Origin of the sequence: Streptomyces sp. NBC_01477 (assembly GCF_036227245.1) — a bacterium.
Taxonomy (GTDB): Bacteria; Actinomycetota; Actinomycetes; order Streptomycetales; family Streptomycetaceae; genus Actinacidiphila.
Map to the genome: position 1 here is coordinate 510,939 of NZ_CP109445.1, position 16,082 is coordinate 527,020.

At 71.9% G+C, this 16,082-nt stretch carries 12 protein-coding genes; 8 read left to right on the forward strand and 4 right to left on the reverse strand.

Going from position 1 to position 16,082, the window contains the following annotated elements; all coding sequences use genetic code 11:
• The first annotated feature begins 167 nt into the window (after window positions 1-167).
• Entirely contained in the window at window positions 168-1,430 is a 1,263-nt protein-coding gene (locus OHA86_RS02060; RefSeq protein WP_329171898.1) for a glycoside hydrolase family 3 N-terminal domain-containing protein, read from the forward strand.
• Window positions 1,431-1,437: 7 nt separating this feature from the next.
• Here OHA86_RS02060 and OHA86_RS02065 read toward each other — a convergent pair whose 3' ends face one another.
• Together OHA86_RS02065 and OHA86_RS02070 are read right to left on the reverse strand one after the other, a co-directional pair.
• A complete protein-coding gene (locus tag OHA86_RS02065) occupies window positions 1,438-2,286 on the reverse strand; it encodes a LysR family transcriptional regulator (protein WP_329171900.1) in 849 nt (282 codons plus the stop codon).
• A gap of 110 nt (window positions 2,287-2,396) precedes the next feature.
• Window positions 2,397-3,089, reverse strand: coding sequence for a TetR/AcrR family transcriptional regulator (locus tag OHA86_RS02070; RefSeq protein WP_329171902.1), 693 nt, complete (start codon window positions 3,087-3,089; stop codon window positions 2,397-2,399).
• A gap of 54 nt (window positions 3,090-3,143) precedes the next feature.
• Here OHA86_RS02070 and OHA86_RS02075 point away from each other — a divergent pair, with 54 nt between their 5' ends.
• Window positions 3,144-4,262, forward strand: a complete 1,119-nt coding sequence (locus tag OHA86_RS02075; RefSeq protein WP_329171904.1) for an FAD-dependent oxidoreductase — start codon at window positions 3,144-3,146, stop codon at window positions 4,260-4,262.
• 158 nt (window positions 4,263-4,420) lie between these two features.
• On the opposite strand, the gene OHA86_RS02080 is transcribed toward OHA86_RS02075, so the two are convergent.
• The gene (locus tag OHA86_RS02080; protein WP_329171905.1) at window positions 4,421-4,876 is read right to left on the reverse strand and encodes a MarR family winged helix-turn-helix transcriptional regulator; all 456 of its coding nucleotides are present in this window, start codon (window positions 4,874-4,876) and stop codon (window positions 4,421-4,423) included.
• A gap of 355 nt (window positions 4,877-5,231) precedes the next feature.
• Between OHA86_RS02080 and OHA86_RS02085 the strand changes: the two genes are divergently transcribed.
• From OHA86_RS02085 to OHA86_RS02110, 6 genes are all read left to right on the forward strand, one after another.
• Entirely contained in the window at window positions 5,232-6,002 is a 771-nt protein-coding gene (locus OHA86_RS02085; protein ID WP_329171907.1) for a dienelactone hydrolase family protein, read from the forward strand.
• Window positions 6,003-6,565: 563 nt separating this feature from the next.
• The gene (locus tag OHA86_RS02090) at window positions 6,566-7,816 is read left to right on the forward strand and encodes an EfeM/EfeO family lipoprotein (RefSeq protein WP_329171909.1); all 1,251 of its coding nucleotides are present in this window, start codon (window positions 6,566-6,568) and stop codon (window positions 7,814-7,816) included.
• Window positions 7,813-9,066, forward strand: a complete 1,254-nt coding sequence (efeB, locus tag OHA86_RS02095) for an iron uptake transporter deferrochelatase/peroxidase subunit (protein ID WP_329171911.1) — start codon at window positions 7,813-7,815, stop codon at window positions 9,064-9,066. Before OHA86_RS02090 ends, efeB begins: the two co-directional genes overlap by 4 nt.
• 183 nt (window positions 9,067-9,249) lie before the next feature.
• Complete coding sequence (locus tag OHA86_RS02100; RefSeq protein WP_329171913.1) at window positions 9,250-11,214, forward strand: phospholipase C; 1,965 nt, start codon at window positions 9,250-9,252, stop codon at window positions 11,212-11,214.
• A 162-nt stretch (window positions 11,215-11,376) separates the two neighbouring features.
• Complete coding sequence (locus OHA86_RS02105) at window positions 11,377-12,072, forward strand: maleylpyruvate isomerase family mycothiol-dependent enzyme (protein WP_329171915.1); 696 nt, start codon at window positions 11,377-11,379, stop codon at window positions 12,070-12,072.
• 432 nt (window positions 12,073-12,504) lie between these two features.
• Entirely contained in the window at window positions 12,505-15,138 is a 2,634-nt protein-coding gene (locus OHA86_RS02110) for a discoidin domain-containing protein (RefSeq protein ID WP_443071613.1), read from the forward strand.
• Window positions 15,139-15,283: 145 nt separating this feature from the next.
• Here the strand turns inward: OHA86_RS02110 and OHA86_RS02115 are convergent, their stop codons facing one another.
• Window positions 15,284-16,048: a class I SAM-dependent methyltransferase gene (locus tag OHA86_RS02115; RefSeq protein ID WP_329171917.1), complete on the reverse strand. Its 765-nt coding sequence runs from the start codon at window positions 16,046-16,048 to the stop codon at window positions 15,284-15,286.
• Window positions 16,049-16,082 lie beyond the last annotated feature (34 nt).

Below are 16,082 nucleotides of genomic sequence, written 5' to 3' on the forward strand. Positions count from 1 at the left end.
CCGCTGTTTCCGGCCCTTCCCGGACGACCGATGAGGTGTGAGGTCCCGCCGTGCGCCAGCCGACCCGTTCCCCCGCCGCCCCGCGACCGTATCGCGCGCAGTCCCGTACCGGATCGCGCGGCGGCCCCCGTAGTGGCCCGCGCGGCGGCGTCCGCGGCGCCGGGCTCGTGCTCGGCCTGCTGGCGACCGCCACCGCGGCCCTGACCGCGTGCGGTGACGACAGCTCGACATCCTCGGGCAGCAGCAGCTCCGCGGTCGCCCCCGGCTCCTCCGCCGCGACCACCCCCGGTACGCCCACCGGCACCACCGCGTCGGCCTCCCCCACCGCCTCGCACGCGACGGCCGCGCCGCCGGCCACCAAGCCGGCCAGCGCCACGCCAGCCAGCTGCGTGGACCGGGCGGCTGCCGGAATGAGCCAGGCCCAGCGGGTGGGCCAGCTGTTCATGAGCGCGGTCAGCACCTCCGGCATGACGGGCGCCCAGTCCGCCGCGATCACCGGCGGCCGGGTGGGCTCGGTCTTCCTGATGGGCCATTCGACCGCGGGCACCGCCGCGATCAAGAGGGTCACCGACCAGGTGAAGAAGCTGGCGCCCTCGGTGAAGGGCGCCACCGTCAGGATGCTGATCTCCACCGACCAGGAGGGCGGCCAGGTCCAGGTGCTCGGCGGTCCCGGCTTCAGCACCATCCCGACGGCGGTCCAGCAGGGGCGTCTGTCCGCGGGCACCCTGCAGAAGGACGCGAAGACCTGGGGACAGCAGCTGAAGGCCGCAGGCGTGACGATGAACCTCGCGCCGGTCGCCGACACCGTCCCGCCGAACCTGGTGAACGTCAACGCCCCGATCGGCAAATTGCAGCGGGAGTACGGCACCAACCCCTCGACGGTGGCCACCCACAGCACCGCCTTCCTTCGCGGCATGCTCCAGGCCGGCGTCATCCCCACCGCCAAGCACTTCCCCGGCCTCGGCCGGGTGACCGGCAACACCGACTTCAGCGCCGGTGTCACCGACTCCACGACCACCCGCACCGACCCGTATCTGGAGCCGTTCCGCAGCGCGATCAAGGCGGGCACACCCTTCGTGATGGTGTCCTCCGCGATCTACTCCCGGATCGACCCCGGCACCCAGGCGGCCTTCTCCTCCGTGGTGATGCGCGACCTGCTGCGCAACTCGCTCGGCTTCAAGGGCGCGATCATCTCCGACGACCTCGGCGCGGCGGCAGCGGTCAGCGACCACACCCCCGCCCAGCGGGCGGTGGACTTCCTCAAGGCGGGCGGCAATGTGGTGCTCACCGTCAAGCCGAGCGACATCGCGCCGATGACCGCCGCGGTGCTCAGCCGGATGCCGCAGGACGCCGCCCTGCGCAGCGCGGTGACCGACAGCCTGCGGCGGGTGCTGACCGCCAAGCACAACGCGGGGCTGCTGACCTGCTGAGCCGGGCTCAGTGCGCGGCGGGCGGCGCCGAACGGAGCGCCGCCGCGGCGAAGTCGGCGGCCAGCGGTGACGGGCGCCCGGCGGGCCGGGCCAGGGCGACCTGGTCCGGCGGCAGGTCGGTGACCGGCCGGTAGACGACGTCGGGGCGGCGGTACAGCAGGGCGGCGGAACGCGGCAGGCAGGTCACCCCGCGGCCGGCCGCCACGTATTCCAGCTTCTCCTCGACCGTGCGGACCGCGGAGAGCTGCCCGGGGTCCGCGGCCTCGGTATTGGCGCACAGGTGCAGGATCTCGGTCTGCGCGGCGAATTCCGCCGCGGTCAGCTGCTCGCGCCCGGCCAGCGGGTGCCCGGCCGGCAGCGCGGCCATCCGGGGTTCGCCGTACAGCGGGGTCAGCACGAGCCCGGGCTCCAGCACCGGCAGCCGTACGTACGCCAGGTCGACCCGGCCGTCGAGTACGGCCTCGGCCTGGTCGTCCCACTCGACCCGGCGCACCTCGACCGTCACCCCGGGGTGGTCGGCGCCGAACGCGCGGACCGCGTCGGTGATCCGGATGCCGCTGCGGAAGCCGACCACCAGCCGCTGCGGCCCCTCGGCCACCCGCCCGACCCGGCGCCTGGCGGCGTCGGCCGCGGCCAGCAGCGGCCCCGCGTCGTCCAGCAGCTGGCGGCCCGCGGCCGTCAGCTCCACCCGGTGGCTGTCGCGGACGAACAGCTCGGTCCGCAACTCCTTCTCCAGGGAGCGGATCTGCCGGCTCAGCGCGGGCTGGGCGATGAGCAGGTCCTCGGCGGCGCGGCTGAAGTGCAGGCGTTCCGCGACGGCGACGAAGTAGCGCAGCTTGCGCAGGTCGAGATCCATTGCGGCCACCGTATCGGGGGTCGGGACTGGTGGGCTCGCGGGTTCAGGAGTCGCGTATTCGCCGTGGTCGTCGGGCGATCGGCCCCGCTCACCTTCGGCAGAGCTGAGCCTCAGGCCGGCGGCCGGGTGAGTTTGGCTGCCACGGCGTCGAGGACCCAGTCCAGGCCGGTCGCGAAGGATGCCTCGGCGTCCACGTCCGTGCCGTCGTACACGGCCTTGGCCAGCGCAGGGAAGCGGCCGGTGGCCAGCATTCTCGTCACATGCGGGCCGGAGGCGCGCTGCCAGTCGTGCTTGGACAGGCCCGTGGCGCGCTCGGCCCGCACGTTCGCGATCTCGCGCCTGATCGCGCCGGTGAAGTAGGCGCTGACCGTCTCCACAGCGCGCATGACGGTGTCGATGTCGGCGAGGCCGTCGAGGGCGGCCAGCGTGGCCTCGGCCACGGCGAGGCTGTTCGGGCCCAGGGCCGGGCGCCCGCCGAGCAGGTCGGCCAGCCATTCGTGGCGGAGGGCGGCCTGCCTGGTGCGGTGGGCGAGGACGCGCAGCGCCTCCCGCCAGTCGCCGGGCCGCTCCTCGGGGAGGATCTCGGCCTGAACCTCGTCCACCATGAGGTCGAACAGCTCCTGCTTGGTGGAGATGTATCCGTACAGCCGCATCGGGCCGGCGTTCAGCCGGGCGGCGACCTTGCGCAGCGACACCGCCTCCAGGCCGCCCTGGTCGGCCAGCGCGATGGCGGCGGCGACGATCCGCTCCTGATCGAGCGGCACGGGGCGAGCCGGCGGCTCCGGCCGGTCCCACACAGTCATGTGTCACACCGTTCTGTTGCGATGCATCGCGATGGGGAAATACATTGTATCGCCATGAGACACCGTATCGCCGTGGTCGGAGGCGGCCCTGCCGGCCTTGCCTTCGCCCGCGTCCTGCACCGCCGTGGCTGCCCTGTCGCCGTCCTCGAACGCGACCCCGCCCCCGACGCCCGCCCCCCGGGCGGCACGCTGGACCTGCACGAGGGGCTGGGCCAGCTCGCGCTGGACAAGGCGGGACTGCTGGCGGAGTTCACGGCGCTGGCCCGCCCCGAGGGACAGGCCATGCGCATCCTGGACACGGACGGCAGCGTCCTGCGCGACTGGCGGCCCCGTCCGGATGACCGGGCCAATCCCGAGATCGACCGCGGCCAACTCCGTGACCTGCTGCTCGGCCCTCTCGCCGTCCAGTGGGGTCGGGGCGTGACGCGGGTGGTGCCGGGGACCCGGGACGGCGTAGTGGTCCATTTCGCGGACGGGCGGCACGAAGCGTTCGACCTCGTGGTCGGCGCGGACGGCGCCTGGTCCCGGGTGCGCGCGGCGGTCTCACCGGTGACGCCGCACTACACCGGCGTCACCTATGTCGAGACCTCCCTCGACGACGTCGACACCCGCCACCCCGACCTCGCCGCTTTGATCGGCGACGGTTCCGTGGCTGTGTACGGCGTGAACCGGGCTCTCGTCGCCCAGCGCAACAGCGGCGGCCACGTCAAGGTGTACGCCCAGTTCCGCGCGCCGCTGGACTGGCACACGAACCTGGACCTGGCCGACGTCGAGGCCGTGCGATCGCGCCTGCTGGCTCTGTTCGACGGCTGGACCGCTCCCGCCCTCGACCTCCTCCGCCGCGGCACCGCTTTCGTCCACCGCCCCCTCCATGTCCTGCCCGTGTCCCACACCTGGACCCACGTCCCCGGGGTGACGCTCCTGGGCGACGCCGCCCATCTGATGCCTCCGTTGGGGGCCGGCGCGAACCTCGCGATGCTGGAGGGCGCCGAACTCGCCGAGTCCATCGCCACCGGCCCCGCGGACCTGGACGAGGCCGTCCGCGCTTTCGAGGAACAGATGTGGGCACGGGCCGGCAGGTGGGCCGAGATGACGACGGCCGGTCTGGAACGCCTTGTGAGCCCGGACCCCGCCCAAGCCCTCGCCCTGTTCGACCAGGTCCAGCCGTCCTGACCGCCCGGCGCGAGAGCACCGGCACCACCGGCAGTCCGCCACGGCTGGGAGTCCGCCGACCCCGCGGTCCCGCCGGCTCTTTCCCGGCCGCCGGGCGGGCAGCCGCCGCTACCCGGGGCGGGGTCCGCCCGTGCCGCGGCGCCCGCCCACAACCGACGCTAGTGGTGCCATGCCTCGCCTCCGACGTTGCGGATCATCCGCTGTAGTACCTTGAGGGTCATCAGGTACTCCTCATCGGTGATGCCGTCGTGGGCTTGCTCTCGCATGGCCTGCTGGCGCTCAGCGCACCGGCGATAGACCGCGTCTCCCCCGGAGGTCAGCCGAAGGCGGTCCTCATTGTCGAGCGTGAGCACGTCCCGGTCGAGGAGTGCGTCGATCTCCCCCGCAAGCGCGGCTCCCACGTCCAAGTAGCCCTGCAGGACTGCCGTCACTTCCTCGCGGGTCCGGCCGTTCTCGCCGGCGGCCACCTGGTTCAGAACCCACCACTGGGGTTGGGTGACATCGAACTGTGCCAGCCCGGCACGGATGTTCGTGACGACTGCCTGGTGAGCGGCCCAGCTCCAGTACCCGATCGGCTGCTTGACCAGTTCGTTGTCGTTGTGCGAGTACTCCATCGTTCCGCCCTTGCCGTCCGGGGATCCTGACTGGTGAGAATGTACGGAGAACCTCAACCCGACATGAGGTCAAGCTGCTGTACGCATCCGGTCGCGCCACCGCGAGGGACGCCTACAGCCGCTGCCGCTCACGCACTCACACAACGACCGGGAGTCACGAATCACTCCACCGGAGCACGGCATTCGCGACAGTTGATGACGCGTCCCCACCAGTATCGACTCCCGTACCCGCCGCGGCGCCGGCCGCGGCCATGCGCCGAAGGTATCGCCGCGGTCGGAACAGGTCTTGGACCGGGCGGCCGGGACGACCGCAGACTCGGCTGCATCACCAGCAGCGGTCTGCACGAGGAGCGTCATGGAAGCACAGTCCCGTCCTGCCCGTCCCGTCGTCAGCGGGACGGTCGGCATCCCGGTGGCCGGGGCGGCCGGGGCGATGGCCGGGTACGTCAGCCGGCCGGCGGGCGGCGGGCCGTGGCCCGCGGTGATCGTCGGCTTCGAGATGTTCGGCCTGACCCCGTACATCCGCGGGACCGCCGAGCGGCTGGCGGGGCTCGGGCTGCTCGCGGTCGTACCGGACTTCTACCACCGGACGGCGCCGGGCTTCTCCGGCACCGCCGACGAGCAGGGCCGCGCGCGGGGTTACGCCCTGCTCAACCGGCTCACCCGGGAGGAGGTCAGGGCCGATCTGCTGGCCACGCTCGCCCATCTGGAACAGCGCGAGGACACGTCGGGGCGGCCCGGCATGGTCGGGTTCAGCCTCGGCGGCCACCTGGCTTTCTACGCGGCGAGCCAGGTGCCGCTGTCCGTTGCCGCGGTGGTCTACCCGGGCTGGCTGGACGTCGCCGGCACCGCGCTGAGCACGCCGGATCCGCTGCTCGACCTCGCGCAGGGGATCGCCGAGCAGGGGTGCCGGGTGCTGTATCTGGTCGGCGCGGACGATCATGTGGTCACGGCGGACCAGACCCGGCTGACCGCGCAGCGGCTCACCGCCGCGGGGGTGCCGCACGAGGTCGTGGTCTACCCCGGCACCCCGCACGGGTTCCTCGCGGACGGGCGTGACACGTACCGCTCGGGCGCGGCGCGGGACGCGTGGCGCCGCCTGGCCCTGGCCTTGACCCCCCGCTGACCCTCCCCGCGTCTTGCGGTGCCGCACGCCCCCGGGCGGGTGCCAGTCGCGGTGCCGCCGCTTCCTCCCCCCGGCCGCGGTTGCCCGCGCAGTCCCCCACGCCCCCGAAAAACGCGCACCCTCCGCGGAAGAGGGCAAGCCATTCAGGGGCGCGGGCAACTGCGCGCCAGGCCGAAACGGCGGATCAGGCGCACCGCCACGCCACGTGGCAATCACCCAGAGGCGCGGGGAACTGCGCGGCCATTCGCAATGCGGCGGCACTGTGAACGCAAAAGGACGCGGCACCCTCCAGGGGTGCGGGAAACTGCGCGACAAGCCACCGTCGCGCGGATAGGCGAACCGCCACCGGACGCGGCAACTCCTCAGGGCGCGGGGGACAGCGCGGGGCCGGGGAAACCCCGGTTGGGGGTGACCGCAGGTGGCTGACGGGTGAACTGCGCAGGAATTGTGGATTCCCCGCGCCACCGAACCCCATGGCCCAGCCACGCAGTGCTTAGCATGAGCCGCATTCCGATCCACTGCACCGACACTGGAGGCCCGGTGTGTCCGCCGAACCTGACGGCATGAACCCGCCACACCCGCCCTCGCCCCGCCGGATCCGCCGCACCCGCAGGGTGCTGGCCGCGGCAGCGGTGCTCACCGTCGCAACCGCGGTCACGGCCACCGTGATCGTCGCAGGATCAGGGAGCGGCTCCTCCCTGGCCGGCGCCGACGACGCCAAGGACGCAAACGGCGCGGCCGACGGGCTGCGCCACACCGCGGTCGAGGTCTCGACCGGCACCTGCGGCCGGGGCTGGAGCCGGCCGCAGGCCGGCACGCAGGTCTTCGACCTGCACAACGCGTCGAGCACGGCCTCGGAAGTGGACCTCACCGACCCGCGCACCGGCAGGATCTACGGCGAGGTGGAGGGACTGGCGCCGGGCACCACCCGGCCGATGACCGTCGACCTCGGCAGTGGCAGCTACGCCTTCAAGTGCCTTCAGGACGACGCCGACGCGGTGACGGGACCGACCGTCGTGGTGGCCGGCACGCGGCCGCAGGGTCCCGCCGCCGCGCCGGTCAACCAGCACGACCTGATCCCGCCGACGCTGGCGTACCAGAAGTGGGTGGGGCAGCGGATCGGCGAACTGGCGGCCGGGACGGGGACGCTGGAGGCGGACATCGACCGCGGCGACCTGGCCGCGGCCCGCCGCGACTGGCTGACCGCGCATCTGGTCTACGAGCGGATGGGCGCGGCTTACGACACCTTCGGCGACGCGGACGCCACGATCAACGGCACCGCGGCCCGTACCCCCGGCGCGGTCGGGGATCCCGGCTTCGCGGGATTCCACCGGATCGAGTACGGGCTGTGGCACGGCGAGGCGGCGGCCTCGCTGCGTACCCCGGCCGCCGCGCTGGACAGCGCGGTGCGCACCCTGCGGGACGGCTGGCCGGAGCAGCGGATGGACCCGGCGGCGATGGGCCTGCGCGCTCACGAGATCGTCGAGAACGCCGAGCAGTTCGAGCTGACCGCCCGTACCGACTACGGCAGCGGCACGAACCTGGCCGCCGCCCGCGCCAACCTCGACGGCACCCGGGCGATCCTCGACCAGCTGCGCGGCCTGCTGGCGCCCCGGGACGCCGGGCTCGCGCGGCTCGACGCCGCGCTGGACCGCGCGCAGGCCGCGCTCGACGCCCAGCAGCACGGCGGCGCCTGGACTCCGGTGGCCCGGCTCCCGCACGCACAGCGCCAGCGGATCAACGCCGACTTCGGCGATCTGCTCGAACAACTCGCTCCGGTGGCGGCGATCTTCGAAGTACGGAGGACGGCATGACCGACACCCGGCACGGCGGCGACCTGCGCAGGCGCGGCTTCCTGCGCGGCGCGGCCCTGGGCGTGGGGGCGGTCGGCGCGGCGGCCGGCGGCGCCACCGCCCTGACCGGCTCGGCCGCGTCGGCGGCGGCCCCGTCCGCCGCTCCGGCCCCGCGCGGGGCCGGCTTCCACGGGGTGCACCAGGCGGGCATCACCGAGGACGTCCAGCTGTCCACCGCCTTCCTGTCCTTCGACGTCACCGCCGCCGACCGGCGGGAGCTGACCGAGCTGCTGCACACGGTGACCGACCGCGCGCGCTTCCTCACGTCGGGCGGCACGCCCGCCGCGCTCGGCATCACCGACTCGCCGTCGGACAGCGGCACGCTGGGCCCGCGCGTGCCGGGCGACAGGCTGACGGTGACCGCGGGAGTGGGCGCGTCGCTCTTCGACGGGCGGTTCGGCCTCGCCGGCCGCAGACCGCTGCGGCTGGCGCAGATGCCCGCGTTCGATGACGACGACCTCGACCAGGCCTGGTGCCACGGCGATCTGAGCCTCCAGCTCAGCGCGCCGCACGCGGACACCGTGCTGCACGCGCTGCGGGACATCGCCCGGCACACCAGGGGCGGGATGCAGGTGCGCTGGCGGATGGACGGTTTCACCAGCCCGCCGCGTCCCAGCGGCACACCGCGCAACCACATGGGCTTCAAGGACGGCACGGCCAACCCGGACGTCGCCGACCCGGCGGTCGCCGAGCAGCTGGTGTGGGTCGGCGCCGGGGCCGAGCCGGCCTGGACGGCGGGCGGGTCGTACCAGGTGGTCCGGCTGATCCGGATGCTGGTGGAGTTCTGGGACCGGGTCTCGATCACCGAGCAGGAACGGATGTTCGGCCGCAACCGGGACACCGGCGCGCCGCTGGACGGCTCGCACGAGTTCGACACGCCGAAGTTCTCGCAGGATCCGACCGGTGACGTCATCCCGCTGGACAGCCATATCAGGCTGGCCAATCCGCGTACCGCGAAGACCGACAACTCCCGTCTGCTGCGCCGGGGTTACAACTACGACCGGGGAATGGACAGCAACGGGAACCTCGATATGGGGCTCATCTTCGTCTGTTATCAGCAGGACCTGGAGCGGCAGTTCGCGGCCGTGCAGCGGCGGCTCGCCGGGGAACCTCTGGTGGACTACATCTCGCCCTTCGGCGGCGGCTATTTCTTCGCGCTGCCGGGGGTGCGCGACCGTTCCGACTGGCTGGGGCGTGCCCTGCTCTCGTGAATGCGGCACGCGGTGGGCAAAGGGCGGGTCAAGAATTCACCTGGATTTACTGACCCGCTGTTCACCCGGGCGCCATCGAGGGGCCGTTGTCATGTCGCGGACCGACCGGACGATCGCGTTCGACGACGTGCACGAATACACGGCGGCACGCGTGAAGCGCCACTTAGCGGAGGCTGAGAAAGCATGAGCACCACAGGCGGTACCAGCAGGAGAAGGCAGGCGGGCTCGCGCGGGCGCCCGGCGCGCTGGGGGGCGTTCGCCGGAGCCGCGGCGCTCGTCCTGCTGGGCGGCACCGCACCGGCCTACGCCGACACGCACGGCCGGCACGGCGGCAGCGGCAGCACCGCGACCCCGGTCAAGCACCTGGTCGTCATCTTCGACGAGAACATCTCGTTCGACCACTACTTCGGCAGCTACCCGGTCGCGGCCAACACCGACGGTACGAAGTTCACCGCGGCCAAGGACACGCCGAAGAACATCGACACCCTCAGCCACGCGGGCCTGCTCAAGAAGAACCCCAACCAGTACGCCCCCAAGCGGCTCGGCCCGGACCAGGCCGTGACCTGCGACCAGAACCACAACTACGGCCCCGAGCAGTACGCCGCCAACGGCGGCAAGGCCGACCAGTACGTGCAGAACACCGAGACCAGCACCTGCTCGGGCGGCCTGTTCGGCGAGCCCGGCCTGGTGATGGACTACTACGACGGCAACACCGTCTCGGGCCTGTGGAATTACGCCCAGCACTACTCGCTCGGCGACAATTCGTTCAGCACCACCTACGGCCCCTCGACCCCGGGCGCGCTCAACCTGATCTCCGGCCAGACGCACGGGGTGATCTCGGTCGACCCCGCGTCGGGCACCGAGAAGCCCAAGCAGACCGCGTCCCCCGACCCGTACGCGGTCCTGTCGCCGGACGCCAAGGGCGTCGGCACGGTCGTCAACGACCCCGACCCGGCCTTCGACGACTGCTCGGACGCCAGCCACACCAGCAGCAACGCGCTGGCCGTGATGCAGGGCAAGAACGTCGGCGACCTGCTCAACAAGCAGGGCGTGACGTGGGGCTGGTTCCAGGGCGGCTTCCGTCCCTCCACCCCGTGGGACGGCAAGCAGGGTACGTACGCCAACTGCCAGGGCAGCACCCACACCAACGTGGGCGGCGCCTCCTCGGTGGACTACAGCGCGCACCACGAGCCGTTCCAGTACTACAAGTCCACGGCGAACCCGCACCACCTCGCCCCGAAGAACACCGCCGAGATCGGCCACGACGGCCGGGCGAACCACAACTACGACCTGACCGACTTCGACTCGGCGGTCGAGGCGGGCAACCTGCCGGCCGTCAGCTTCCTCAAGGCGGCGGAGTTCCAGGACGGCCACGGAGCGTACTCCGACCCGATCGACGAGCAGAACTTCCTGATCAAGGAGATCAACCAGCTCCAGCAGTCGCCCGCGTGGAAGGACACCGCGGTCGTCGTCGCCTACGACGACTCCGACGGCTGGTACGACCACGCGTACGCCACGCCGCGGAACGGCTCGAAGAACACCGCGGCCGGCTCCAACGGCAAGGCGATCGACAGTCCGGCCTGCCAGGCGGGTCCGGCGTCGGCCGGCGGCTACGCGGACCGCTGCGGCCCGGGCACCCGGCAGCCGCTGCTGGTGATCTCGCCCTTCAGCAAGGTCAACTCGGTGGACCACACCCGCACCGAGCAGACCTCCATCACCAAGTTCATCGAGGACAACTGGCACACCGGCCGTATCGGTGACGCGGCCTTCGACACCCGGGCCAACTCGCTGGACGGGGCGTTCGACTTCACGCACCCGAACAACAAGCAGGTGCTGCTCAACGCCGACGGCTCGGTCAAGTCGGTCGAGCCGATCGACACCCGCGGCAACGGCGGCTCCACCGGCGGCGGGAACGGCGGCCAGCACGGCAGCACCGGCGGCAGCGGCAGCGGCAACGGCGGGTCCACCGGCGGCCACGGCTCCGCGACCGGCGGCCAGGGCAACGACGCCTCCCCCCAGACCCTGGCGGCGACCGGCGGCTCCTCGCCGGTCCTGCCGCTGGGCATCACCGCCGGCGCCCTGCTGGCCGGCGGCGGCGCGCTCTCCTACGCCCGCAGGCACCGTCGCCGGACCGGCACCCCGGCCTGACGACACACCAAAGCGCCGCGCGGCACCGCGCGGTCGGACCGGCCCCCTGACGCCGGTTCACCGAGGCCGCCCCGGCACCCCCGGGGCGGCCTTCGTGCCGGCCGGGTGGCCCTGGCCGCGTCGCAGCCGGGCGGTGCGACACGCCGGGTTTAGGGTCTGTGCATGGAAACCGCCGGATATCTCCCCGCGCTGCGCCGCGAGACCGACGCCTTCCGCGGCTGTCTGCTCGGCGACCTGACGGCGCCGGTGGCGCACTGCGGCAGTTGGACACTGCACGACCTGGCCGGACACCTGGGCGCCGGCAACCAGCGGGCCGTCACCGCGGTCACCGCCCGCCACCCGGGGAACCGCTTCCCCGCAGCGCCGCGTGAACCGGCCGCGCTGCTGCCCTGGTTCGACCGGCACGCGGCAGCCCTGTTCGAGGCGCTGGACACCGACCCGGCCGCGCCCGCCTGGACCTTCCACCCGCCGCACACGGTGGGTTTCTGGCAGCGGCGGCGCTGCCTGGAGACGCTGGTGCACCGCTGGGACGCGCAGCACGCGCTGGGCGGGGTCCCCGGCGCCTTCGATCCCGAACTGGCCGCCGACGGGATCGCCGAGGTCTTCGACACCTTCGCGCCCCGGCAGATCGCGGTCGGCAGGGCCGCCGTGCCGCGGCGGGCGGTGCTGGTCGAGGCGACCGACACCGGCAGTTCCTGGACGTACGGGCCGGGCGCGCCGGCCGCCGCGGTCACCGGGACGGCCGGCGAACTGCTGCTCATGCTGTGGGGACGGCTGCCGGCCGGCCATCAGGGGCTGGCCTGGAAGGGCGACAGGGACGCCGGGTGCGCGGTGCTGCGCGGGCCGCTGGTCGCCTGACCCGGTCCGGCAGAACAGGACCCACCGCTTCCGCGTTCACGAACTGAAGGCACGTCAGGGTTTGTTCCGCGCGCGCCCCTTGCCCGACCGAGGTGCGACAAGAGTGACAGCCCGGCGTCGTTTCGAACACCCTCTGCGATACACGCTGGTCACCGCGTCAAGTTCAAACCCTGTCGCAAGTTACGGGCCATATGCCGGACTTGTGGGTGCTTCACCTTTTCGCCGACTCGGCTTTGTGCACAACTCTTGACATGGATGAAACACAGGGAGAAACATCGCCGTGTGTGCCGGGAGAGCGCTCTCATTTCTACCGGACTTCCCACCGGAGAGCGCTCACCGGGACGTGTACGACACCTGTTTCATCGCCCGGCCGCGGGACGGCCGGGCGCGCACCCCACTGCTCCCCCACCTGTGGAACCAGGAGAGTTGCCCATGCTCGCTCCCCCCACCGGTACGACCGCACTGAGAACCTCGGTGTTGTCGAACCGGCGCAAGACGGCCGCGGCGGTCATCACAGCGCTGATCGCCTCGCTGCTGCTCTTCGTGCCCATGCGCTCCGCGCATGCCGCCGACACCCTGCTGTCGCAGGGGAAGACCGTCACCGCCTCGTCGACCGAGAACGCCGGCACCCCGGCGTCAGCGGCGGTGGACGGCAACACCGGCACCCGCTGGTCCAGCGCCGCCTCCGACCCGCAGTGGCTGCAGGTCGACCTCGGCGCCACGGACACCATCTCGTCCGTCACCCTCAACTGGGAGGCGGCTTACGGCAAGGCCTTCAAGATCCAGACCTCGGCGGACGGTTCGAACTGGACCGACGTCTACTCCACCACCACGGGCACCGGCGGCATTCAGACGCTCGCCGTAAACGGTTCCGGGCGCTATGTCCGGTTGTACGGGACCGCCCGTGCCACCGGCTACGGCTACTCGCTGTGGGAGTTCCAGGTCTACGGCTCCACCGGCGGCGGCAGCACTCCGCCGGCCGCGGGCACCCTGCTGTCGCAGGGCAAGACCGCCACCGCTTCCTCGACCGAGAACGCCGGCACCCCGGCGTCCGCGGCCGTCGACGGCAACACCGGCACCCGCTGGTCCAGCGCGGCGGCCGACCCGCAGTGGCTCCAGGTCGACCTCGGCGCCACCGCCACCATCAGCTCGGTCACCCTCAACTGGGAGTCCGCGTACGGCAAGGCCTTCAAGATCCAGACCTCGGCGGACGGTTCGAACTGGACCGACGTCTACTCCACCACCACGGGCACCGGCGGCGTCCAGACGCTGAACGTCACCGGCTCCGGCCGCTACGTCCGGGTCTACGGCACCACCCGTGCCACCGGCTACGGCTACTCGCTGTGGGAGTTCCAGGTCTTCGGCACCGCGGGCGGCGGCGGCACCACCACTCCCCCGCCCACCGACCCCGGCGGCCCGATCCAGGGCGGCGGCGACCTCGGCCCCAACGTCAAGGTCTTCGACCCCTCGACCCCGAACATCCAGGGTCAGCTGGACCAGATCTTCCAGCAGCAGGAGAGCAACCAGTTCGGCGACGCCCGCTACCAGGTGTTCTTCAAGCCGGGCACCTACAACGGGCTCAACGACCAGGTCGGCTTCTACACCTCGGTCTCGGGCCTGGGCAAGAACCCGGACGACGTCCAGATCAACGGTGACATCACCGTGGACGCGGGCTGGTTCAACGGCAACGCCACGCAGAACTTCTGGCGTTCGGTGGAGAACCTGGCCATCAAGCCGGTCAGCGGGGACGACCGGTGGGCGGTCGCGCAGGCGGCCCCCTTCCGCCGTATCCACGTCCAGGGCGGCCTGAACCTGGCGCCCAACGGCTACGGCTGGGCGTCCGGCGGCTACATCGCCGACAGCAAGATCGACGGCACCGTCGGCCCGTACTCGCAGCAGCAGTGGTACACCCGCGACAGCTCCATCGGCGGCTGGACCAACGGCGTGTGGAACATGGTGTTCTCGGGTGTCCAGGGCGCTCCGGCGCAGGGCTTCCCGAACCCGGTCTACACGACGCTCGGCTCCACCCCCGAGTCGCGTGACAAGCCGTACATGTACCTGGACGGCAGCGGCAACTACGCGGTGTTCGTGCCGAACCTGCGCACCAACGCCAGTGGCGTGTCGTGGCCGAACACCCCGGGTACGTCCATCCCGCTGAGCCAGTTCTACGTGGCGAAGCCGGGCGTGTCCGCTGCGACCATCAACGCGGCGCTGGCCCAGGGCCTGAACCTGGTCTTCACGCCGGGTATCTACCACGTGGACCAGGCGATCAACGTGACCCGCGCCAACACCGTGGTGCTCGGGCTCGGTTACGCCACGATCATCCCGGACAACGGGGTGGACGCGGTGAAGGTCGCGGACGTCGACGGCGTCAAGCTGGCCGGCTTCCTGATCGACGCGGGTGCGGGCAACTCGGCGCAGCTGCTGCAGGTCGGTCCGCAGGGCTCCACCGCGAGCCACGCGTCCAACCCGACCACGATCCAGGACGTCTTCGCCCGGGTCGGCGGCGCGCGTGCGGCGCAGGCCCAGACTGCGTTCGAGGTCAACAGCAATGACGTGGTCATCGACCACACCTGGATCTGGCGGGCCGACCACGGCAGTGCGCCAACAGGCTGGACGGTCAACCCGGCCGACATCGGCCTGAAGGTGAACGGCAACAACGTGCTGGCCACCGGTCTGTTCGTGGAGCACTTCAAGAAGTACGACGTGGAGTGGCACGGCCAGAACGGCAGGACGATCTTCTTCCAGAACGAGAAGGCGTACGACGCCCCGAACCAGGCGGCGGTGCAGAACGGCAGTATCAGAGGCTTCGCCGCGTACAAGGTGGACGACAACGTCACCACGCACGAGGGCTGGGGCCTGGGCAGCTACTGCAACTACACCGCGGACCCGACGATCATCCAGGATCACGGGTTCGAGGCCCCGACCACAGCAGGGGTCAAGTTCCACGACCTGTTGGTGGTGTCGCTCGGCGGCATGGGCCAATACGCCCATGTCATCAACAACACCGGTCCGGGAACGTCCGGCACCGGCACGACGCCCTCGACGGTGACGTCGTACCCGTAACGGCCGGCCGTGCGTCTGACGGCTGATCCGATGCGGTGAACCGAGGGGCCGTCGTCCTGCTACAGGACGGCGGCCCCTTTCCGTACGCCCGCGCTTCTCTGTACGCCCCGGTGCCGATGAGGGCTGTCCGTTCCGTGCCGGTCCTTTACGCCGCCGGTTTGCGGGCCTCGACCAGCATGCGGGTGGAGCGGGTGACGAACGGCCCCTCGGCCGTGATGCGCTCGTGCAGGGCGCGCAGCCGGTCCCGGTAGCGGTCGACGGTGAAGCCGGGCAGCATCCAGATCACCTTGCGCAGGAAGTAGACGACCGCGCCGATGTCGTAGAACTCCATCCGCAGCGTCTCGGGACGCAGCTGGACCAGCTCAAGACCGGCCGCCCGTACGCCCTCCCTGGCGCGGTCCGGATGGCGCGGACCGCCCTCGGCACCGGGCCGCGGCCCGAGGAAGAACTCGACCAGTTCGACGCCGCTGGCCGGGCCTACCTGCTGGGAGAAGTACGTACCGCCCGGCCGCAGCACCCGGGCGATCTCGTCCCACCACACGGTGACGGGGTGCCGGCTGACGACCAGGTCGAAGGCCTCGTCGGCGAAGGGCAGCGGCGGTTCGTCCGCGTCGGCGACCACCACGGCTCCGCGCGGGTGCAGCAGCGCGGTGGCCCTGGCGGCGTTCGGCGGCCAGGACTCGGTCGCGGCCATCAGCGGCGGCAGCCGCGGCACCCCGGCCAGCACCTCGCCGCCGCCGGTCTGGATGTCCAGCGCTGCCGCGGCGCCGGCCAGCCGCTCCCCCATCGCCCGCTGATAGCCCCACGACGGCCGCTGCTCGACGGCCCGCCCGTCGAGCCAGGAGAAGTCCCAGCCGTCGACGGACACCGCGTCGGCCTCGGCCACCAGGTCATCGAAATCGCGCGCCATGATCACAGCATGGGCGCGGGTCGGTGCCGGAGCC

Excerpts from the sequence above, each read along its gene's own strand:
- OHA86_RS02065 (WP_329171900.1), bottom strand. The coding sequence starts at position 2,286 with ATGGATCTCGACCTGCGCAAGCTGCGCTACTTCGTCGCCGTCGCGGAA.
- efeB (WP_329171911.1), top strand. The coding sequence starts at position 7,813 with ATGACCGACACCCGGCACGGCGGCGACCTGCGCAGGCGCGGCTTCCTG.
- OHA86_RS02070 (WP_329171902.1), bottom strand. The coding sequence starts at position 3,089 with ATGACTGTGTGGGACCGGCCGGAGCCGCCGGCTCGCCCCGTGCCGCTC.
- OHA86_RS02110 (WP_443071613.1), top strand. The coding sequence starts at position 12,505 with ATGCTCGCTCCCCCCACCGGTACGACCGCACTGAGAACCTCGGTGTTG.
- OHA86_RS02115 (WP_329171917.1), bottom strand. The coding sequence starts at position 16,048 with ATGGCGCGCGATTTCGATGACCTGGTGGCCGAGGCCGACGCGGTGTCC.
- OHA86_RS02090 (WP_329171909.1), top strand. The coding sequence starts at position 6,566 with ATGAACCCGCCACACCCGCCCTCGCCCCGCCGGATCCGCCGCACCCGC.
- OHA86_RS02105 (WP_329171915.1), top strand. The coding sequence starts at position 11,377 with ATGGAAACCGCCGGATATCTCCCCGCGCTGCGCCGCGAGACCGACGCC.
- OHA86_RS02080 (WP_329171905.1), bottom strand. The coding sequence starts at position 4,876 with ATGGAGTACTCGCACAACGACAACGAACTGGTCAAGCAGCCGATCGGG.
- OHA86_RS02085 (WP_329171907.1), top strand. The coding sequence starts at position 5,232 with ATGGAAGCACAGTCCCGTCCTGCCCGTCCCGTCGTCAGCGGGACGGTC.
- OHA86_RS02100 (WP_329171913.1), top strand. The coding sequence starts at position 9,250 with ATGAGCACCACAGGCGGTACCAGCAGGAGAAGGCAGGCGGGCTCGCGC.
- OHA86_RS02075 (WP_329171904.1), top strand. The coding sequence starts at position 3,144 with ATGAGACACCGTATCGCCGTGGTCGGAGGCGGCCCTGCCGGCCTTGCC.